The 24,455-nt window shown below is 44.7% G+C and carries 3 protein-coding genes; all 3 read right to left on the bottom strand.

Translation table 11 applies throughout. The features are described from left to right. Positions 1-19: 19 nt before the first annotated feature. The gene (locus tag BLR37_RS09925; protein ID WP_090767951.1) at positions 20-20,836 is read right to left on the bottom strand and encodes a Calx-beta domain-containing protein; all 20,817 of its coding nucleotides are present in this window, start codon (positions 20,834-20,836) and stop codon (positions 20-22) included. A gap of 585 nt (positions 20,837-21,421) precedes the next feature. Beyond that, positions 21,422-23,383, bottom strand: coding sequence for an OmpA family protein (locus BLR37_RS09920; RefSeq protein WP_090767948.1), 1,962 nt, complete (start codon positions 23,381-23,383; stop codon positions 21,422-21,424). A 46-nt stretch (positions 23,384-23,429) separates the two neighbouring features. Beyond that, positions 23,430-24,404 carry a PorP/SprF family type IX secretion system membrane protein gene (locus BLR37_RS09915; RefSeq protein WP_244154632.1) on the bottom strand — a complete coding sequence of 325 codons (975 nt, stop codon included), beginning with the start codon at positions 24,402-24,404 and terminating at the stop codon, positions 23,430-23,432. Positions 24,405-24,455 lie beyond the last annotated feature (51 nt).

Genomic DNA, 24,455 nt, shown 5'->3' with positions numbered 1-24,455 from the left:
ATATCTTAAAGCCCTTATCTTACTTTTTAAATGCCCTGATCAATGTAATGTACCCTTTGTATACTTCAAACGCATTAGTGTTTGCTTTTTTAACGCGAAGTAAGTAATAGTAGGTACCCTCATTCAATCCCTCGCCTGTCCAGTTATTCTGGTAGCCTTTGGCGCGGAACACTTCATTACCCCAACGGTTTACAATGGTAAGTTCGTTGGCCTGATACTGGTTAAGCCCAATGATCTCGAAGGTATCGTTATTACCATCGCCATTTGGCGTAAACAGATTAGGAATGGTAAGACCAGCGAAGTTAGCGGTTAAGCTTACGGCAGCTACGTTGGTATAATATCCAAAAGCATCTTTTACGCGGTAGCTAAAGGTATCATCGCCAGTGTAGCCCGGATCAGGCGTGTAGGTTATGCTACCATTAGCATTTACTGTTACTTTACCATGTTTAGGCTGAATCATAATTTCTACGGTTAACTGATCGAGGGTAGAATTTCCCGGATCATCGTTAGCCAGTACATTAATGGTTACAGGTTTATTGGCAACTGTTCCACCTGCATCATCAACGGCCCTTGGCGATTTAGGCACCGTAATCACCGTTGCATTGTTGTTGGCGTTAGATGTACCAGAAATATCCGAAACATTTGCACCACCAACCGTTTTGGCGTTTACACTTGCCGTGTTGGTTACCGTACCTAAATCCTTATCAGCCTGGGTTAAGGTATAAATTTCAACATCGGTGATAGTTGCATCAGGAGCAAGTCCGCCGCTTACCGCAATTACCTTATTGTTTAAACCAAGTTTAGCATCGGTTAAAGTAATGGTATTTAAGGTAACTGTACCGGTGTTTTTAATGGTAAAGGTATAAGTAACCTTATTACCACTAAAGGTTGCGGTTTTAATCAATGCGATTGTGCCGACATTCTGAAGTACGGTAACGGTTGGTGTATCGTTATTTTCGGCCGTTCCGGATAAATCTTTCACGGTAACATTTGAAGGGGTTTGCCCCGTTATGGTTGCCGTATTGGTAACGCTGCCCGCATCCTTATCGGCCTGGGTTAATTGATACACAAAGCTATCGGTTACAGTTGCACCCGGAACCAATGTACCAGGAATCACCTGGTTTAATCCTAATTTGGCATCGGTTAAAGTGACGATATGCAAGGTTACATTTCCGGTATTTTTTACACTGAAGTTATAGGCAATGCTATTACCATCGCTGCTTAAGGTGCCTGTTTTAACCAAAGTAATGGTTGATGCCGGTTCAATTACCGTTACTGTTGCATCATCAACAGCCGGCGTATTCGGATCATCAGATTTTGGTTTATTTAAAGTACCACCATTTGGCGTCTGTGAACTTGCCGATGCCTGATTAGTAAACGAACCAGCATTTACTTCAGTTAAAGTAACTGTATGTTTAGCAATTACCGTTACGCTCGAGCCCGGTAATAAGGTTGTAATGCTGGCTGGCGTAATTGAACCTGCATCGGCACCCGCATCACTAACCACAACATTGCTTAGGCTTACATTACCGGTATTGGTTACCACAATGTTGTAGTTGATTACATCACCGGCTTTGTTTACGGTATTGGTGGCTACTTTGGTCAAACTCATGGCTGGTGCAGCCACCAACGTTATCGTTACCGGAATAGTTAACGTAGTTAGCCCCCCTTTGCCGTCGCTAACGGTTACGGTGAAAGTATCGCTACCAACATAACCCGCTGATGGCGTATAAGTGTAGGTACCATCAGAATTAACCACTACTGTACCATGTACCGGTGGTGTACTTACTGTAAAGGTAAGCGGATCGCCATCTACATCGGTCGCGGTAATGGTGCCGTTAACCGGCGTATTTTGTGGCGTAGTAATGGCAGGCGCTGTAGCAACCGGTGCATCGTTAACCGGATTTACCGTTACTGAAATACTTACCCTGGTGGTGCCGCCTTTACCATCACTTACGCTTACCGTAAAACTATCGGTTCCGCTATAGTTTGGATCTGGTGTGTAAGTATAGGTGCCATCTGCATTAAGCACTACCTTACCATGTACCGGTGCCGTGCCAACCGCAAAGGTAAGCGGATCGCCCTCTGCATCGCCCGCGGCAATGGTGCCATTAACGACAGTATCTTCATTAGTACTAATGGCAGGCGAATTAACCTCTGGCGAGTGGTTATCGCTGATGTTAACCGTAGCAGGTGTTGTATTGGCCATGATTAAGGCATTGTTAGTTGCTGCATTCATCGTTAAGATTACCGTTTCATCCCCTTCGTTAAGGTTATCATCAAGTACAGGAACCGCGACTGTTACAGTAGTTTGTCCTGCAGGGATGGTTGCAGTGTTACCTATTGAGGCATAATCGGTTCCACTGGTTGCAGATCCGGACACGGTATAAGTAATTTTGGTATCTGTAGTGGATACATGGCTTAGCATAAAGGTAAACAGGCCAGGTGTTGATGGTTCAGCACCATCGGCTGTTGCCACAACGGTTACAATAGCCTGTGTATTATCCGTAATATTTATGATAGTCGGCATATTGCTAATGCTTACCAATGGATTACCCGAAGTTACCAATGTAGCCACAACGGTTTCAGTACCTTCAACAATAGCATCGGCCAATACCGGAATGGTAATGCTTGCTGTTGTTGTGCCTGCCGGAATTACAATGGTTTTATTTACAGCACTGTAATCGGCATTTTCTGTTGCAGTACCAGTTAAGGCAAAGGTTAAAGCAGTTGATGTAGCGGATGGATTGGTTAAAGTAATATTAAATGTTCCATTGATTAAACCATTTTCATTCGCATTGGCACCTGCAGTAATGCTCACCGCAGCATGATCATTATCAGCGATGGTCACTGTTGCCGGATTGGTACCAATAGCTACATCTGCCCCTGTTACATTACTCAAACCTACAGTAAATGATTCTGAATTTTCGATCAGGTGATCATCGATAATCGGGATTATTACTTTAAGGGTAGTGCCAGCAGCCGAATTTGCAGGAAAGGTTAATGTTCCGCTGGTTGCAGTATAATCCAATCCTGAAAGTGCTGTACCGTTTGCGGTTGCATAATCGACAGTAAAGCTATTCTGGACTGCTATATTCAGTACTACCGATAAAGTAACTGTACCTACAGCTTCGCTAACGCTTGCTTCACTGATAGATATGCTTACGTTAGCTGTATTGGCATCTAATAAATTGATGCTGGCCGCAGTCCCGTTAACACTGATGGCCGGATTATCAGAAGTACCTAAGGTAGCTACAACCGTTTCAATGCTCTCGGCCACTGCATCAACAATAACCGGAATGGTAATCGTACCTGTTGTTTGCCCGGCCGGGATGGTGATTGTTTTGGTTACGATGCTGTAATCTGTTCCTTCGGTTGCACTACCTGCTAAAGTGTAGGTTAGCTGCGTATCGGTTGCCGATGGGTTACTCAGGGTTACCGTGAATGTTCCGTTAACCGGTCCGCTTTCGTTACCGTTTACTCCAGGGGTATTACTTGCCACCGCAGTATCGTTATCGGTAATGCTCAGCGTTGCAGTCGAGGTTCCGATAGTCACCAGTCCACCAATTACATTACTTAAACTAGCACTAAAGGTTTCGGCTGGTTCAACAACATGATCATCAATAACCGGCACGGAGAATGTTAAAGTTGTACCTGCTGATGAGTTGGCCGGGAATATTAATGTTCCTGCGGCTGCAGTATAATCTAAACCTGCGGTGGCCGTGCCGTTTGTGGTATTGTAATCAACGCTAAACGAATTTTGCACTGCAGTATTTAAAGTAACGGTAAAGGTTGCCGCTCCGGCTGCTTCGTTTATAACCGGCGGAGCAGTGATACTTACTGATGCAGTATTGTTATCGAAAATATTAATGCTGGCAGGCGTATTGTTTATACTCACCAACGGATTGTTTGAAGTCGCTAGAGTTAGTATTACGGTTTCTGTTCCCTCTACAACAGCATCGGTTAACACCGGAATAGTAATGGTTACAGTGGTTGCGCCTGCCGGGATGATCACGGTTTTAACCACCGGCGAGTAGTCGCTTCCCTCAACAGCTATTCCACCTGCCGTATAAGTTAGCTGTGTATCGGTAGCTGATGCTTTACTTAAGGTAATGGTAAAGGTTCCATCCACAGGACCATTCTCGTTGCCCGATGCTCCAGGTGTTAAACTCGCAACGGCCGTATCATTATCGGTAATATTAACGGTAGCTGGTGTTGTACTTGCTGTAATCGCTGCATTGTTTGTTGCAGCATTCAGGGTTAAGATAACGGTTTCCATTCCTTCTACCTGTTCGTCGTTTAATACCGGCACGCTTACTGTTGCTGTGGCTTGTCCGGCAGGAATGGTTACCGTTGTAGCCATTGCGGTATAATCTGCTCCACTGGTTGCAGTTCCGCTAACTGCATAGCTAATTTGCGTATCGGTGGTTGATACATTACTCAAGGTGAAGGTAAACTGGCCGGCAGTAGCTGGCTCTGCCCCATTCCCTGTTGCAGATACGGTTGCTATTGCTTTAGTATCATCAATAATATTAATGCTAGCTGGTGTATTACTTAAACTTACCAAAGGATTGGTTGTGCCGGTTAAGGTAACAACAGCGGTTTCTGTTTCTTCTACCAGGTGATCGGCCAATGTTTGAGTACTGATGAGAGCGTTAGTTTGTCCGGCTGGAATGGTAATGGTTTTGCTTACCAGTGTTGTATAATCACTTCCCTCCGTTGCTGTACCACCGATGGTATAACTAATGGTTGTTGGCTGTGATGAAGGATTGCTTAATGTTAGTACAAAAGTTCCGTTAACAGGACCATTTTCAGCTCCGTTTCTTCCTGCAGCTATGCTTGCTATAGCTGTATCATCGTCGGTAATATCTACTGTAGCTGGTGTTGTAACTGCTGTAATTGCGGCATTATTTGTTGTAGCCTGCATGGTTAAAATAACCGTTTCGGTTCCTTCTGCAATATTGTTATTTATTACCGGCACCATTACTGTTGCGGAGGTTTGGCCGGCAGGAATAATTACCGTTGTACCAATTGCAGTGTAATCGGTTCCGCTTGTTGCCGTTCCACCAACTGCATAAGTAATTTTGGTATCGGTAGTCGACACATCACTTAGGGTAAATGTAAACAGGCCTGAGGTTGCTGGCTCAGTTCCGTTGTTTGTTGCTGCTACCCTTACTGTTGCTGTACTGTTATCAGCAATAGTAAGGCTGGCCGGAGTACTATTTATACTTACTAATGCATTTGTACTATTGATTAAGGTAGCTATAACAGTTTCCGTTCCTTCTACCACGTTATCAGCCATTACCGGAATATTAATACTGCCTGTAAGTTGTCCGGCAGGAATGGTGATCGTTTTCGTAGCTATAGTGGTGTAATCGCTACCTTCTGTTGCAGTACCGCCTAACGTGTAGGTTATGGTAGTTGGCACCGACGACGGATTGCTTAGTGTAACGGTAAAAGTACCTGCTATAGGTCCGTTTTCATTTCCAGGTGTTGCAGCAGTGATTGTGGCTATGGCCGTATCATTATCGGTAATATTTACGGTTGCCGGTATGGTGCTGGCTGTAATAGCAGCGTTATTGGTTGCTGCTACCATCGTTAAAGTTACTGTTTCTGTTTCTTCGGCAATATTATCGTTTAATACAGGTACGGTTAATGTGGCCGTAGTTTGTCCTGCAGGAATGGTTAGCGTAGTGCCCATTGCGGTAAAATCTAAACCGCTTACGGCCGTTCCGCTTAAATTATAGGTAATTTGTGTGTCGGTTGTAGCCGGATGATCCATCGTAAATGTGAATAAACCATGCTTTGTGGGTTCAGCTCCATCGTTGGTTGCCACTACGTTTACTGTAGCTACGGTATTATCGGCAATATTAATCGTGGCCGGTGTATTGTTTACAGTTACCAACTGATTGCCGGAAGCAGTTAAAGTTGCTATGACCGTTTCGGTACCTTCTACCAAATTATCGGATAATACTGGAATAATAATGGTTCCTGTGGTTTCTCCCGCCGGAATGATTATTACTTTGGCTACAGTCGATGTATAATCACTGCCATCAACAGCCATACCAGCTAAAGTATAAGAAAGCTGTGTATCAATTGATGATGGATGGCTTAAGGTTACCGTAAAGATTCCATTTGCAGGGCCATTTTCGCTTCCTGATGCACCAGCTGTAATGGTTGCTACAGAAACATCATTATCGATAATGGTGGCTGTTGCAGTGGCATTACTGATTAATACCGCATCTCCGGTAATATTACTTAATTCGGCGCTGAAAGTCTCATCCTGTTCGGCAATATTATCGTCGTTAAGCGCAACTGTAAAGCTTAAAACAGTACCGGCTGGAGCATTTGCCGGAAAATTTAACGTTCCGGAGGTTGCAGTGTAATCCAATCCGGATGTAGCAGTTCCGCTTGTCGTTGCAAAATCAACACTGAAAGCATTTTGAACAGCATTATTCAGGGTTACCAAGAATGTTGCAGTTCCATCTGCTTCATTTACCGATGATGCGGTAGAGATACTTACACTGGCAGTATTGGCATCCAGAATGTTAAGCGTGGCCGGAGTGGTACTGATGCTTACCGATGGATTGCTTGTTGAGGTTAAAGTAGCAATAACCGTTTCGATATTTTCGGTAATCTCGTCGGTTAACACCGGAATGGTAATGGTTCCTTTTGTTTGACCTGCCGGAATGGTGATGGTTTTGGTCACGATGGCTGCGTAATCGATATCTTCTGTAGCAGTGCCCCCCAACGTATAAGTAAGCTGGGTATCTGTTGATGAAGGTTTACTCAATGTAACCATGAATGTTCCGTTTACCGGTCCGGTTTCATCACCATTTATACCCAAGCTTATAGTAGCCTCCGAAATATCATTATCGGTAATGGTTACCGTTGCCGAACTATCTGCTATGGTTACCAGTCCACCGGTTACATTAGCAATGGTACCATTAAAGGTTTCATCTGGCTCAACCAGGTTATCGTCATTTATCGGAACCGAGAAGGTTAATGTTGTACCCGCAGCAGATCCGGCCGCGAAAGTCAATGTTCCGCTGGTAGGGGCATAATCTGAACCTGCACCTGCTGTTCCATTTGCGGTTGTATAATCAACGGTGAAAGCATTTTGTACGGCATCGCTTAAGGTTACGGTAAAAGTTGCTGTTCCGTCGGTCTCGTTTATACTAACCGGTGAAGCCGAAATGCTGACTGTTGCTGTATTATTATCGAGAATATTGATAGTAGCGGGAATATTGTTGATGTCTACCAATTGGTTATCTGATGTAGCCAGGCTCGCAATTACGGTTTCTGTACCTTCAAGCACAGCATCGGTTAATACAGGAATGGTAATGGTTCCACTGGTTTGACCGGCAGCAATGGTAATGGTTTTGGTTACCATAGTGCTGTAGTCACTTCCTTCGGTTGCCGAACCACTTAAGGTATAAGTAATGGTGGTAGCCTGGGCAGCTGGATTACTTAAAGTTACAGTAAAGGTACCGTTTACCGGCCCGTTTTCGTTGCCTGTGGTGCCAGCTGTAATGGTGGCTACAGCGGTATCGTTATCGCTAATATTAACCGTTGCCGGTGTTGTACCGGCAGTAACAGCTGAATTGCTTGTAGCGGCTGTCAGGGTTAAAACTACCGTTTCATTGCCTTCGGCAGTATTATCATCCAATACCGGCACGGTAACAGTTGCAGTGGTTTGTCCGGCCGGGATGGTCACTGTTGTGCCCATGCTGGTGTAATCTGCTCCACTGGTTGCCGTTCCGGTAACTGAATAAGTAAGCTGAATATCTGTTGTAGCTATGTTACTCAAGGTAAAAGTAAAGGTACCCGGAGTAGTTGCCTCGGCCCCATTAGCTGTTGCAGCTACATTTACTGTGGCGGTGGTATTATCGCTAATATTGAGGCTTGCCGGCGTGTTGCTTACGGTTATAGCAGGGTTGCTGGTACCCGTTAATGTGGCTATTACGGTTTCGGCACCTTCAATTATTGCATCGGTTAACACCGGAATAGTAATGATTGCTGTAGTTTGACCCGCTGGTATGGTAATGGTTTTAGTTACGATTGTAGCGTAATCGCTTCCTTCAGTAGCCGTACCGCCTAAGGTAAAGCTCAGCTGCGTATCCGTTGCCGATGGATGGCTTAAGGTAACCGTGTATGTGCCGTTCACCGGACCTTTTTCATTACCTGGTGTACCCGGAGTAATGGTGGCGATCGCTGTATCGTTATCGATAATGGTCGCGGTAGCCGTGCTGGTTGCAATGGTTACCAAACCACCCGTTACATTGCTGATTGTGGCGATAAAAGTTTCGGCCGGTTCAACAAGATTATCGTTGATAACCGGAACGGTAAAGGTTAGCGTTGCCCCGGCTAAAGATCCGGCAGGGAAGTTTAATGTTCCATTGGTAACAGTGTAATCGTTACCAGAGGTAGCCGTTCCATTGGCCGTTGCATAATCGACACTAAAGCCTGCCTGTACCGCATTGTTTAAGGTTACCGTAAAGGTTGCTGTACCTGCCGCTTCATCAACACTGGCAGGTGTGGCAGAAATGCTCACTGCTGACGCATCATTATCATTAATGGTTCCTATTCCTTCAGCCTGGGTGATGGTAAGCGGAGCATCAGCACCACTTAATGTCACTTTGAAACTTTCGGCATTTTCGGTAACGTTATCGTCTCTGATCGGGATCAGAATCGTTTGTGTTGCGCCAGATACCGATCCGGCAGGAAAAGTAACCACACCCGTTTTCGCAATATAATCGGTAGCAGAAATGGCTGTGTTATCTGCCGTATTGTAATTAATCGAAACAGCATCCTGAACATTACCGGTTAAAGTAACTGTGAAAACCATATTACCGGCACTTTCGGTAGCAGAAGTATTGGCAATCGCCACGCTGGCCGCATCATCATCGGTTATGGTTGCGGTTCCGGTTGCACCGGCAGCAGGAATGGTTACAGTTGATCCTCCGCTTATGCTGTTCAACGTTAGTGTAAAGGTTTCGGCAAGCTCGGCAATATTATCGTTAATTAACTGGATGTTAATGGTTTGCGTTGCGCCACTAAGCGAACCTGCCGGAAATGTTACGCTACCAGTTGTGGCGGTGTAATCGGTGCCGGCCAATGCCGATCCGTTTGCAGTAGCGTAATTTACGGTAAATGAATTCTGAACATTACCGGTTAAAGTTACTGTGAAAGTAGCATTGGTACCATTCTCCGTTACCGAAACGTTGCCTACCGCTACTGTTGCATTATCATTATCGCTGATATTTACGGTTGCAGCAGTGGTACTTGCCGTAATGGCGGGATTGCTGGTGGCAGCTACCATGGTTAGGATAACAGTTTCAGCTGGCTCGACAAAAGTATCATCGAGTACAAGTACTGGTAGGGTTATACTGGTTTGTCCGGCCGGAATAGTCGCCGTTGTACCCAAGGCACTGTAATCTGTTCCGCTGGTTGCAGTTCCCGTTAGGACGTAAGTAATCTGCGTATCGGTTGTAGCTACGTTACTCAAAGTAAAGGTAAATAAGCCTTGCGTACCTGGCTCAGCCCCATCATTTGTAGCCGTAACGGTTATGCTTGCCGTGGTATTATCGATTATAATAATGGTTGCTGTTCCATCAGCCGGACTTGGTGCAACTGTTACCAGTGCACTGTTTGTAGCCACAATTGTAGCCACTACAGTTTCCGGCCCTTCAACTATTGCATCGGGTTTAACCGGAATAGCAATGCCTGTAGTGGTTTCTCCTGCAGGAATGATAATTGTTTGAACTGCAATGTTGTCGTAATCGGCACCTTCAGTTGCTGTTCCGCCTAAGGTGTAGGTAATTTGTGTATCCGTTGATGATGGATTACTTAATTTAACGGTAAACGTTCCGTTTACAGGTCCGCTTTCATTTCCGTTCGTACCTGCAATTACCGATACAGTTGCAGCATCGTTATCGGTAATAGTTGCGGTTGCAGTCGCATTACTAATTACCACTACCCCGCCAGTAATGTCGCTTAATGTAGCTGTAAAATTTTCTGAAATCTCGGCAATGTTATCGTTATTGATCGGAACGGTAAAGCTTAATACGGTTCCTGCAGCCGCATTGGCAGGGAAGTTTAATGTTCCGCTGGCTGCAGTATAATCAAGGCCTGCATTTGCAGTTCCATCAGCCGTGCTGTAATTTACACTAAATGCATTTTGAACCGCATTTTTTAAAGTTACGGTAAAGGTTGCTGTCCCAGCCGATTCGTTAATGACGGGTGTTGTGGCAATACTTATACTGGCGGTATTGGCATCAATAACATTGATGCTCGCCGGAGCCGTATTCACCGTTGCTGCACTGTTTGAGGTAAGCAAAGTTGCAATTACATTTTCGGTACTTTCTGTAAGTGCATCGGCCTGAACATTAATGGTAATGTTACCCGAAGTTTGTCCTGCCGGAATGGTAATGGTTTTATTGGCAATTGTACCATAATCACTTCCCTCAGTTGCCGTACCACTTAAGGTATAGGTAATTTGGGTGTCGGCTGAAACAGGATTGCTTAAAGTAACGGTAAAGGTTCCATTTATCGGTCCGGTTTCGTTACCGTTAATACCAGCCGCAATGCTGGCCACAGCCGCATCATTATCCGCTATGGTAACCGTTGCACTTGCCGTTGCAATGCTTACCAAACCACTGGTAATGCCGGTTAAAGTTCCGTTAAAGGTTTCGGATGGTTCAACAAGGTTATCGTTATTTACAGGCACGTTAAAGGTTAAGGTAGTACCTGCAACGGCATTGGCAGGAAAGTTTAACGTTCCGCTGGTTGCTGTAAAATCGAGGCTTGCCACTGCTGTTCCGTTTGTAGTAGCATAGGTAACATCGAATGCATTTTGAACTGCATTGTTCAATGTTACGGCAAAAGTAGCTATTCCATCATCCTCATTTATACTGGTTGGTGTAGCCGAAATACTCACTGTAGCCGTATTATTATCGAGAATATTTATGCTGGCCGTTTTATCGGCAGGTACTGTAGTGATATTAACCAAAGCGCTATTGGTAGATAGCAGGTTCATCACCACAGTTTCTGTTCCTTCAACCAGGGCATCAACATTAACCGGAATGGTAACGTTTGCTGAGGTTTGACCGGCCGGAATGGTAATGGTCTTTGTTGTAATGGTACTGTAATCGGTACCTTCTGTGGCGGTACCACTTAATGAATAGGTAACCTGGGTATCGGTAGCCGAGGGATTACTTAAATTAACCGTAAAGGTTCCATTTACCGGTCCATTTTCGTTGCCGGTATTTCCTGCTGTAATACTTGCCACCGAAACGTCGTTATCGGTAATCGTTGCAGTAGCGGTATTGGCAGCAATGGTAACCAAACCACTGGTCGGATTACTTAATACAACAGAAAAGGTTTCATTTGCTTCTACTATATTATCATTAACAATTGAAACAGTGAAGGTCTGGATAGCCCCTGCTGCCGATCCGGCGGGAAAGGTTAAGGTACCGTTTTTGGCTATATAGTCCAGCCCGGCTATTGCTGTACCGTTTGCAGTGGCATAATCTACCGTAAAGGCATTTTGAATTGCATTGCTTAAAGTAACCGTAAAAGTGGCTGTTCCCGCAGCTTCATCGTAACTACCTGGTGTGGCCGCGATACTTAGTGTTGCAGGATCGTTATCGGTAATGGTAGCGGTACCTGTTGCGGTAGCAATGGTGGCCAGTCCGGTTATCCCCGAAAGCGTGGCCGTAAATGTTTCGCTGGTTTCGGTTACATTATCATTAATAACCGGTACTGTAAAGGTTTGTGTTGCACCGTTCAGCGATCCTGCCGGAAATGTAACGGTTCCTGAAGTAGCGGTATAATCGCCGGGCTGAACTGCTGTGCCATTGGCTGTAGCATAGTTAACGGTAAAGCTGTTTTGTACATTGCCACTTAGGGTTACCGTAAAAGTAGCCAAAGCACCTGCTACGTTTTCGGCAACAGTAATATTGGCTATAGCAACCGAGGCATTATCATTATCTGTAATGGCAGTAACAATATTTGCATTTGCTAAAGATGCAGGACCGGTAATGTTCCCAATAGAAACCGTGTAATCTTCTATATTTTCGAGCAGATTATCATCCACAATGGTAACCGGAAAAGTAATGGTGCCACTTGGCGCACCAACTACCGATCCTGCCGGAAATGTAAGGGTAGTTGCTGTAAAATTATAATCAGCAGAATTTGTAGTGTTGGGTACAAGGCCTGTTGTTACCGTTACCGGCGCTCCCAGCGTTGTTCCGGGAGTACCACTGAGCGTAACGGTATAGTTTACCGTTCCTGCATTTTCATTTACCATTGCCGGCCCCGAAAGCACAACAGTGGGATAGATGGTTACATTAACGGTAACAGGATCGCTCACAACCCCATCGGCCGTAGTTAAGGTGTAGGTATAACTATCTGTACCTGTATAATCAGCATTTGGTGTGTAGGTCACTTTTCCTGTAGCATCTACAGCTGTTGTACCATGTGCTGCCGTTCCGGCCAACACTGTTGTATTGGCTGCTGATGCGCCATCGTTGGCCCTAACATCAGTGGTTACAGGGGTATTGATAAACGTATTAACATTATCAGGAAGTCCGGTAGGTTTAACCGTAATCACAAAAGTTTGTGCTGCGCTTTGAGCTATGCCTCCATTTGCAGTACCTCCATTATCCTGTAACACGACAGTTATGGTAACCTTTCCGGCAAAGTTGGCAACTGGTGTATAATTTAAATCACCAGTAGCACTGATGGCAGGCTGTACGGTAAAGGAGGTATTGCTATTGTTGGTAACTACAAAATTTACACGCTGTGCAGCCATTTCGTCTGCGGGTCCGGCGGCAATAGCCGTAGCCCAGTTATTAATTGTTTGCGCTCCGGCCCCGGCATTGATAACCTGATCTGCACCCTTTGTAAAAGATGGGGCATCGTTTACCGGAATGATCGTGATATTAACATTTTTACCGGAAATGGCATAATCTGTTCCATCATACCCGTTCCAGTTAAAGCTGGATGAACCATTAAAATCGGCAACAGGTTCAAAAGTAATCTTATCCAGATCAGTGCTGTTAATTTCCTGACCGGCAATAATATTGATACCATTTAATTTAAGCAAACCATTGGCTGGTAGGTTCAGGATCTTGATTTTACTTAATGTGCTATTTTCTACATCGGTGAAATGGCTGGTAAAATCATCCTGGGTAAAAGTAAGCCCCATATCTTCTATTCCGGATTTGGCGATATCGCTAATTACAGGCGGATCGTTAACCGGACTAACCGAAATATTGACTGTAGCTACTGCCGAATATGAAGTACCATCGCTTCCGGCCCAGTTAAAGCTTACATTTCCATTAAAATTGGCTGCCGGTGCAAAAACCAGGTTCGGAATATCCGAAGCCAGTATTTCCTGACCTGTTGTAATGGCCGAGCCATTGAGGAGTAAAGTTCCCTGTGTATTTGAAGGAAGGTTGGATAGCTGGATTTTTGTCAGTGCATCGCCCTCCAAATCGTTGTAATTATTGCTAAAGTTAGCTAGTGTAAATGGCAGGTTAACATCTTCGGCAGTGGTTAAACTGATGTTGTTAATAGTTGGAATATCGTTAACAGCGGCAATAACAATGTTTACATCATTAGGAGTGGCCGCATAAGCCGTGCCATCACTTCCATTCCATTTAAAGCTAACATTACCATTAAAGTTTGGCGCCGGCACAAAAGTAATGTTAGCCAGGTTCGCCGCAGTTATTTCCTGACCTGCAACAATATTAACTCCGTTTAATTTCAATACACCTTGTGTGGCAGGTGGCAAGGTTACCACCTGAATTTTGGCTAATGCATCTCCATCAGCATCGGTAAACTGACTGGTGAAATCGCTGGCAGTAAAGGTTAAGGTTACATCTTCGGTGCCTGATTTGGATACGGTAGTAATAACCGGAATATCGTTAACGGCAGCAATATTAATGTTTACGTTGGCTGCTGAAGCTGCATAAGCCGCGCCATCGCTGCCATTGTAGCTAAACGATACATTGCCATTAAAATCAGGTGCAGGCACAAAAACCAGGTTAGCCAGATCAGCCACAGCAATTTCCTGTCCAACGGTTACATTAACACCATTTAATTTAAGTAAGCCCTGTGTTGCAGGTGGTAAACTCAACACCTGTATTTTAGCTAAGGTACCATCAACATCGGTAAACTGATTGCTAAAATCTGTTGTGGTGAAAGCAACATTGGTATCTTCGGTACTATTCTTCGCCACATTGGCTACCACTGGAATATCGTTAACAGCCTGAATATTTAAAGTTACTGTTTTGGTATCGGTGAGTGCTGGTCCGCCGGTATTGCCCTGGTCGTTTATCTCTACTGTTAAAGTAACATTGCCATTTGCATTGGCTGCAGGCGCATAGGTTACTTTACTGCCAGCAATAAAGGCATTAATAGCCGTAGTGCTTCCGGTAATGGTTACACTGTTGCTACCAGTACCTGTAATGGCAATACCTGCTTCGCTGTTGGCTGTTAAAGTACCCTGACCAGCTGGTACGCTTAAAGTAAGCACTACATTCAGGTTACCGGCATCGGCATCGGTTACGCTAATGCCAGTTAATGCCTGTGGTGTATCCTCTGTTAAGGTAACTGAAGGTGGTACTGTTGCTACCGGAGCAATGTTGTAATCTTCTCGCCAATCTCGCTCAGGAGTGCCTGGCGTATCCAGATTAGGAAATGAACCGGGGCTTTGTGCTTTGGTTGGATTATTGGCCGCATCGTTGTTATCAAAGGCATCATCCAAACCATCCTTATCGGCATCAGTGCCCACCGCTATCACATTGGCCACCCCGTTATTATCTGTATCGTAAGCTTCTATTGTATCGCTATCGCCATCATTATCCGAATCTAAATCCAGGTAATCAGGTTTCCCATCTCCATCAGTATCAACAGGCATCAAACCGGTGCTATAAGCATTATCTATGCCATCCTGATTGGTATCACTGCCCGAAGGAGGGATATAAGCGATAGTAGTTTGTGCTTCGATGTTATCTGGAATACCATCACCATCCGAATCGAGATCGAGGAAATTCGGGATTCCATCGCCATCCGGATCACCTAGCCCTTCAACAGCATCTGTGATCCCGTCTCCATCCGAGTCGAGATCGAGATGGTTAAACAACCCATCGCCATCCTGATCCTTAACTACTATTGGCGTGCCCGACGGCAGTTGTGATGAACTATCAAGATTATTATAATTATCAACAATATCTGCAATACCATCACTATCAAAATCGTTCTGTACGCCTGAGCCTACTTTCCCATCGCCATCAGGATCTGGCCCACCATTTTCAATCACATCAGCAATACCATCGTTATCGGAATCGAGATCCAGAAAATCAGGTATGCCATCGCCATCTTTATCGGGTGGTGTATAACCTCCGTTTGCTGCCAGCGGCACCCCATTTGCATCTACCTGTGTACCCACCTGCCCGGTGCCCGGCCATCCGTTATTATCAGGATCGGCACCTCCGGCTTCAATTACGTCGGGAATACCATCATCATCCGAATCCAGATCGTGGTAGTTGGGTAAACCATCCCTCCCTCCATTATCCACCATTCCGTCTACCGTATCTAAAATCCCATCATTATCGTCATCCAGATCTACCCCATCAGGCACCCCGTCTTTATCAAAATCGGAGGTTGCCCGCCAATCGCGTTCGCCACTTGTGGTTTGCGTAGCAGGCATATCCGTTGGTTTTTGACCCCCGTTGGTTGCGTAACCTATATGACTGGTGTTGCCATTATCATTATCATAAATATCGGCTAATCCATCTCCATCAGCATCTGGTAATAGATCCATAATGCCATCTGCAACTGATGCACCAGTCTGGTTATTCTTCTCATCTACTTCCAGCGAACTGTTAACCGCATTTTCCAACCAGTCTCTAAATCCATCGTTATCGGCATCAGTATCTACATAATCGGCTGCACTTCCCCCGTCGATATTCGAGTAGCCGGAAACTGCCCCGCCGTTATTTACATCGTATGCATCGTCTATTCCATCTCCATCAGTATCTACGCCTTTTGGTGCTACATAAGCAGCGGTAGGCAAACCTTCTATGTTGTCGATAATCCCATCATTATCGTTATCAATATCCAGGTAATTGGAAAGACCATCGAAATCCCTATCCTGGTTAAACAGTATACTTATTGTTACAAAATCCGGATCGTTTAAATCTGAAAGCCCATCTTTATCCGCATCGACAATCGCACCAGTGCCAATAATACCATCATTTTCGCCATCTATGATGTAGAAAGCTGCTTCATAGGTATCCGGTATCCCATCGGCATCCGAATCAAGGTCCAGATAATTTGGTTTACCATCCCTGTCCTTATCGCCGATCACCAAAGCTGTACCACCTGAAGCAGGATCTAAAGTATCAATCAATCCGTTTCCGTTGGTATCTACAAATGCGCCTGTACCAAATTTACCGTCTTTATCAGGGTCGTTATTAGCGTTTCCGTTCGATTCGATCGCATCAACAATACCATCGTTATCCGAATCCACATCCAGATAGTTGGGGATACCATCGCCGTCTTTGTCTGTAATCCCCTCAACAGTATCTGGGATGCCATCATTGTCATCGTCAAGATCGGTACTGTCCGGTACACCATCTCGGTCAGAGTCTATGGTCAGGTTCACTACATTTGAAATTACACTGGCACAGGCATTATCGCTTTGATTAATCAGTACCCTGTATTTGTAACCTTCCATAGTGCCATTAACCCCGGTAATGGTTAAGGTATTGCTTGTTGCACCGCTGTATGCTCCTCCATTAACAATATCAGAAAAACTTGTTCCATTATTGGTGCTTAGCTGCCATTGGTATTGGCTGGTACCTGTACCGCCTGAGGTAGCCACAATTAAAGTAACATTGGATAAGGCCCTTACATTCTGATTAACGGGTTGAGTGGTGATGGTACTGGCTGTGCCTACCGTAATGATTACTGGACTTGTAGCTGCCGACTGGCATACTGTTCCATTTAATGTTGATACCGTTGTTCTGCGGTATTGGGTGGTTTGGGTCAATACGCCCGGCGCATAAGTTGCCGTGGTTGCCCCGGATATGGTGCTCCAGGTACTTCCATTGGTAGAGTTTTCCCAGATATAACTTAGCGTTCCCGAACCTGTTCCAGCAGTAGTGGAGGTAATTGGGGCCGGTGTTGTATTGGTACAGATGGTTTGATTAGCTGCAATAGCTCCGGCACCAATTGTACCTTGAACGGTTACTGAAAAAGTAAAAGTACTCCCCGAGCATCCATTGGTAACCGGTGTTATGGTAAAGGTTACAGTTTGGCTTAAACCTGTTGTGTTGGTCAGTGTTCCGTTAACACTTGTTCCTGAGCCGCTGTTTGCTATACCTGTAACATTGGTTGCGTTATCCCTTACCCAGGTATAACTTGTTGCACCATTAAAGTTAACAGTAGTTATAACTGAACCACTGCAAATGGTTTGACTTGAAGGCGTTGCGGTACCTGACGGCAATGGATTTACCGTTATGGTAACGGCAGCGGTTGTGGCTTCGGCACATGCACCACTTTTAACCCTTACCCTAAAATATGTGGTAGCCGTTAAAGTGCCGGGGCTAATTGACGTTAAATTTTCGGTTCCGGCAATATCTATCCAGGTACTGTTATTTGCAGAAGACTGCCAAAAAACAACATTTCCTGTTTGTCCGCTTAAAGATAATGCGGTTGGTGCAGTATTGGCGCAAATTGTTTGCGCAGCACTTATGGTACCTGCAACAGTAGCTGGACTTTGGTTAAGCACTACTGTTCCGGAGGCCGTTCCGGTGCAGGATGAATTTCTAACAGAAACCAAACTGTAGGTTCCGGCTTGTGTTGGCGTAATGGTAACATTGGATGAGCTGCTGCTCTTTTCTGCCGAGACCAAACCTGCCGCATCGCGGTAGGTATACAGCCAGGGCCCTGTACCGGTAAAGGTAATGTTTAATTGCGGCAGCGCGGTACCTGTACAAACTGTAGCTGAGCTTCCGCTTGTTCCGGCAATGCTTAAAGTACCCGTTGGCAACACACTATTATTGGTAAGCACCAAATCGGAAGTACTTGTACAACTGCCATTGGTAATAGTCCACCGTACAGTTACAGGCGAGCCGTTTTTGACTCCCACAACTGTTGCGTTGGCCTGATTGGCGTTGTTAAGGGTTGCGAAATTGCCGGGATTGGAAACCATACTCCATTGCCCGTTACCCACCGTTGGGGCATTCCCCTGAATAAAGAAAGTACCATCGTTACAGGCCGTTCCACCTGAAGTGATAGACGATGTGGCTGTAGTTGGATTGGCATAGAGTAAAACGGTGGAATTACTGCCCCCATTAACCGAGGCGGTATTAGACCAGTTACCAGAAGGCTGTACAGTTGTAGCAGTTGCCGTAAGGGTGAAAGAAGTAGATGCACCTGCAGCGAGCCCAGTACCAGAACTGTAAGAAAACGTATAAGTTGCACCTGTATTCGTGCGTGTCCAGGGGGCTGTGGTTCCGGTAGAGCTTACAAAAGTCATCCCTGTCGGAATCTCATCTGTTACCGAAAAGCTGTTTAAAGTGGTGGTACCTTCGTTCTTTACGGTTATGGTATATTCGGCATTGCTTCCTGTGGCAATACATGAGGTATTAACAGTTTTAACAATGGATATATTGGGTTTGGTTAACAGCAAATCTTCATCATTTAAGGTTGGATCGTAATTGCTGCCCCCTACCGTACCTCCTGTTTCGTAAGTGGTATTGGCGCCGGCAATGGCAAAGTTTGAGGGTGATACAGACCTGTTTGGATTAGCAGCTGTACGTGTCGGATCGAGATAAGTAACCTGTGCCGGATTGCTATAAGTACCCGCTGCTGTTGTTGCCGGAATGTTAACAGTTAAACTGATGGTAGCCGAAGTTGAACTGGGAATACTAAAAGGCCCCATCACCGGCGAGGCGGCGGTTCCGCTGTTTGTTAACGTAGTTGAAGTAGACGAACTGGTTGAATAACTAATGCTGGCGGATAAAAAGGTTAATCCGGAAGGAAGCTGATCATTCACGTAAACGCCTTCTGCACCTCCACCAGTATTATCGATCTTAATAGTATAAACAGTTGTAGATCCGGCAGGTACAGCAACAGTTGGGTTAACCCTCGATTTGCTAACCTTAAGGTTTGGCAAACAATTTGAACTTACAGCCTGAAGTTCCGGAGGTAAATCACTAGCCTTAAACAAATTGGTTACCCCTGGGGTGCCACCATCTGTAGCACCGTATGGCACATTTGAGTTGGCATTGCCAGCCTGTGTAACACCATCATTGGTTCTTCCGCTTACGCCTCCGGCAGTACTTACATTAACGGTAGCATTTGGAATTTTATAGTGTACAACTCCACCACCGCCACCACCACCTGGGCCATGGGCTGTGGTGGTATATGAGTTGCCCCCATTGCCACCCTTGGCCTGTATGGTTAATGTAGCTGTTGAACTTGGACTGGATACATTGATAAATATGGTTCCACCGGCGCCACCACCACCAGCACCATCTGCAGCACCACTTAAGCCCCCTGCTTCACCCCTTCCGCCGTTGGCTAAAATACTTCCTGTTCCTTCTATTTTATTGGCTGTAATAATAATGATCCCACCACCTACGCCACCTCTAACACCATTTGTGGCATTATTGGCGTCGCCGGCACCACCACCTCCACCTAGAAACAACCTGTTCAAAGCATAAGGAACAGTGGAGCCAGGGCGCCCGCCTGTAACTGTATTATCACCATCACCACTATTCCAACCCCATCCACCTGCTCCTCCTATCGTTCCGTTACCGCCACCTGCACCACCAGCATTGTGTACATTGCCCCCTCCACCGGCATTACCCGGCGCCCCACGACCATAATCCCCATTTGGGTATCCCTGAGTCCCATTATCTACCTGATTATAACCATCCCACATGTAGCGGGGCGTTCCCACAATTCCTTCCCCCTTAGTACTGGCCAATGTAGAATTGGTAGTTACATATAAACTTTGCTGAGTATTGGCAATAGTTCTTGGTAATAAATATCCTCCTCTAAAACCGGTAGCACTGGCATCAATTAAGCGCCCATTCATACTTAATGTTCCCGAAACATCAATGGCAATTAATCCTCCTGCTTTACCATTCCAGGGAATCGTTTTAATATCTGCATTCATCGCTAAATTCGAATATTGCATTAAACGCACAATCTGAAAACGCCTTTGGCCTTTAGTTGTGGTGGCATCCGAATTAACATAGGCATTTACAAGCCCTCCACCTGTTCCGGCGCCTTTAAATTGCAGTGTTCCACCGGCCGTAGTTACATCGTTGAGTGCCACGATATACTCGTAACGACCTGCTATAACTGTTCCTTCTGTATAACCCGAACCATTATTAGCAGCCGATCCAGATCCATACGATGAGGTATTGGTTGTATTGGCATCAGCGCCCTGCATCTGCATAATAAGTAATAAATTACCTTTTGTAATCTGCGTATTGCCAAATGAAAACACAGTGCTCCCTACTTTAAATGATGCCGGAACCGGATCAAGCTCTAAAGAAGTACTGCCGGCATTTAACGTAACAGCACCGGCTTTAGAAGGATAAAAGGTATTGGCTGCCGTACTTAAATTTCCTGCACCATCCGCTCCCGGCGTAGCACAAATAGCTGTTTGAGCTTTAGCAGAAGAAACGCCAGCTATAATTACGATCAATACCCATAATGCAGGTGTAAAAAAATGCCCGGATTTCTTCACCAGATGATTACAGATACCTAAACAAAAACAGTAAAAAATGGGTAGATTTTTATTCATATATAATTGTTTAGCATAACAAATACCATTTGGTTAGCGCCCGATGGCTTTTAAACTAATTCGGATGAATGGAATATCTTTTTACCACACCATACTGATGGGTTAAAGCATACCTCATGACCATCTTTTTCAGGGCAAGAACAATTAACCTTTAAACCGGTGTACCTCGATTGATCCAGCAGGAAAAACCATTTAAACCTGGGGAGCATTAAAAATATTTGGCAGCTTTAATGCTATTACTTATACCGGGGACAGACACCATCTATTTGCAGTCAATTTCTAAATCTCCTATACTTGAGTTCAAAATTTCGGGCAAAAAAAACAAAAAAAAATCCCGGAAGCCTTTATAAACAAAGACTTGCGGGATTATTAACACGAAGTTAAAACAATAAAAAATAGGATCAAAATTTTAGCCTGCTTTAAGCCTTTTACTGGTTTAAGACATTTATATAGAAATTAAAGCTGAATGATTACAAAAAGTGGTTAGCGAGTTTGATAAGGAAACGAGCATGGTCTAAAAAAAAGAAGTCCCCGCTTTTGACGGAGACTTCTACAAAATTCAAATATATTTTTAACCTTAAAAGCTTATTGTTTTACAATTTTAAACTCGGTTCTTCTGTTTAACTGATGCTCTTCTTCGGTACAATTTACCCCGTTGGCGCATTTATTTAACAGCTGGGTTTCGCCGTATCCTTTTGCCGTTATCCGGTTTTTATTGATCCCCTTGGAGATGATGTATTGTACCGCAGATTCGGCACGTTTTTGCGATAAATCGAGGTTATACTTGTCTTTACCCCTACTATCGGTATGCGAGCCTAACTCGATCCAGATGGTTGGGTTATCGGCCATGATTTTTACCAGCTTATCCAGCTCTACCGCAGCATCGGCACGGATGTTCCATTTATCAAAATCATAGTAAATATTTTCGATGCGGATGGCTTTGTCAATTACCACGGCTTCTAAGTGTAAATCTTCTTTTAGTACGGCAGAAGTGGTTAAACCAATGGTAGCCAGGTTTTCTGCATCTACCCTGTAGCCGGTTTTTTCGGCAGACACATTATATTCTGATTCTTTGGCGAGATCAAAACGGTAGGTACCGTTTTCATCAGATTCTGTTTTTAAACTACCACCGTTTACTTTGGCTAAAGTAACCAAAGCACCTGCAATTGGCTGACCACTCTCTTTATCTAAAACACGACCTTCGAGTTTGAAAGCCAAAATCATTTTCTGGTCGATGGTGTAAATATCATCGCTGCCTAAACCACCTTCGCGGTTAGAGGAAAGGTAAACAATACCTCCCTTTTCGTTTAAACTGAAACCAAAATCATCCTGAGGAGAGTTGAAAGGATAACCCAGGTTTTCTACTTTACCAATACCAGCGCCGGTTCTTAAAGCCTGGTACACGTCAAGTCCACCCATTCCGGTACGGCCATCAGTAGAAAAGTAAAAATTATCTTTCTCATCAAAAACCGGACTTCGCTCATTACCTTCGGTATTAATTTCTTTCAGGTTAACCGGTTTTCCCCACTCGCCTGCGTCGGTTTTTAAACAAACATAAATATCGGTTCCGCCCACACCACCTGGCATATTGGAAGCAAAATAAAGGCTGTTTCCATCAGTGGTAATAAAAGGATCGCCTACCGAATACTGGTTTACATTATTATAGGCAAAAGAAACGGGTTCGCCCCAGGTACCATCGGCTCCTTTTGTGCTGCTAAAAATCTCGACATTAACTGTAGTGGGTTGTTTTTTCAGTCGCTCAAGCTCATTGGTAATGCGCGTTAAGGTAAAATACATGGTTTTACCATCAGCCGTAAAACTTGCTGAGCCTACGTGGTAGCGTGTTCCGGCTTTAATGGGGAACAACTGTAAACTATCGGCCGGCGAGGTTTTGATATACAACTTCAAATATCCGTTACCTGTCCAGCCATAAACCTTTTTATCTGGCTCTTTGCTTCCATCGAACCTTAAAAAAGGTTTACCTTCCTGTGTTTCAAAGCGGGCATCCGACCTATCGGAAGTAAATACCACACCGCCCTGGTAGTTAACAGCACCCCAATCTGATTGCGGGCTGTTTAGGGCTTTCTGATTAATCAATTCAACCTTTTTAGGATTCTTTATCCATTTCAAGGCCGAATCGCATGAAGAAATCCAAACCGCCTGCTGCTTTTCGGATACATCCTTCTTTTTTTCGATATAATTCAGGTACTGTACTTTGGCTTCGCTGTATTTCGAGTTTTGTTGTAAAGCTTTGGCATAGCCCAGGATATTTTCGGCTTTACTGCCAGGCATTTTAGCTGCAATGGCATACCAGCTTTCGGCCTGTTTATAATTAAAAACCAATACATAGGCACTAGCCAAACGTTCTGCCGTGTGCAGGGTAGGTTTCTTTTTATAGGCCTGTTCGTATAAATCTATTGCTTTGCTGTAATTGAATAGTTCGTACTGTTTATCAGCATCTTTTAAAACATACTGTGCATTTGCTGAAAAGTTGAGGGCAAATAAACAATATGCAGAAAAACAGGTTCCTATTAAAATTTTCTTCATTATAATGTTTAGCTAATTTGATCAAAAATATTAAAATATTGTGTATTTAAAACACCCTCGGAGTAGACACCCTGATGTTCTGTCTGATAAATGAGTAGGCGATTGAAATCTCGTGCGTACCGCTGCTGTAGCCCTGTAGTGGCCCAATAGAGAAATCGTAACCATAACCAATCCGGATTTTCTCGGAAGGGAAAATCTGGATCGCAGCAACTGCTGAGTTGCGTGGCGTTAAATCTTTTTGCAGGTAGCTTTTATCATACAATTTTACCCCGGTACGATATGACCCGCCGATCCATATAAAATCTTTAATCATTAAAAAGGCGTTTACATCTAAACTGGTTGGGCCACCGCGATCATCTTTCAATAAAAAAGAAGGCTTTATCTGAAAATTTTCAGAAAGTGGAAACAAGGCCCCGGCTGTTAGATAGTAATGTGGCTTGGGTTGAGGGATAAAGGCATAACGGTCTATATCAATATAAGTTGCAATGAGGTTATCGACCGAGAAACCGGCATAGTATTTATCGTTGGCAAAATACACACCTGCCCTGGCATCGGGTACAATAGTACTTTGCACGCCTACCGGCTGATTGGGTTCTGGATTATTGGGGTTCAGCATCGAACCATCAATACCCAGCTGTACCATCCCCACACCCAGGCCCAGTGCCAGGCGCGAGCTGCCATCATCGTTCATCCTGATGCGGTATGCGTAGTTGCCATAAATGCTCAGGTTGGTTTGGGCACCCAGTTTATCGCTGGCCACCTGCAAAGCCAGTCCCACGTTACCGCTGTTGGCAATGGCATCAACCGCGAGCGACATACTTCTAGGTGCACCGGTAATACCTGTCCACTGACTCCGGTAAAAGCTGTGTACATTCAACACCTCTTTATAGCCCGCATAGGCCGGATTGATATAGATGCCGTTGAACATGTACTGGCTATACTGGGCATCCTGTTGCGCAAATACGCCCTGCGAAAGCATTATGAACGAACCTGCTATAAATCCTATTAATTTCTTCATCATCTTAATATCTTAAAGCCGGGTCTGGTTTAAAAACCAGGCCCGGCTAAGCCT

Source organism: Pedobacter soli (assembly GCF_900101435.1).
GTDB classification, from domain to species: domain Bacteria; phylum Bacteroidota; class Bacteroidia; order Sphingobacteriales; family Sphingobacteriaceae; genus Pedobacter; species Pedobacter soli.
The sequence above is the reverse complement of the archived record's forward strand: the minus strand, read 5'-3'. Positions and strand labels throughout refer to the sequence as shown.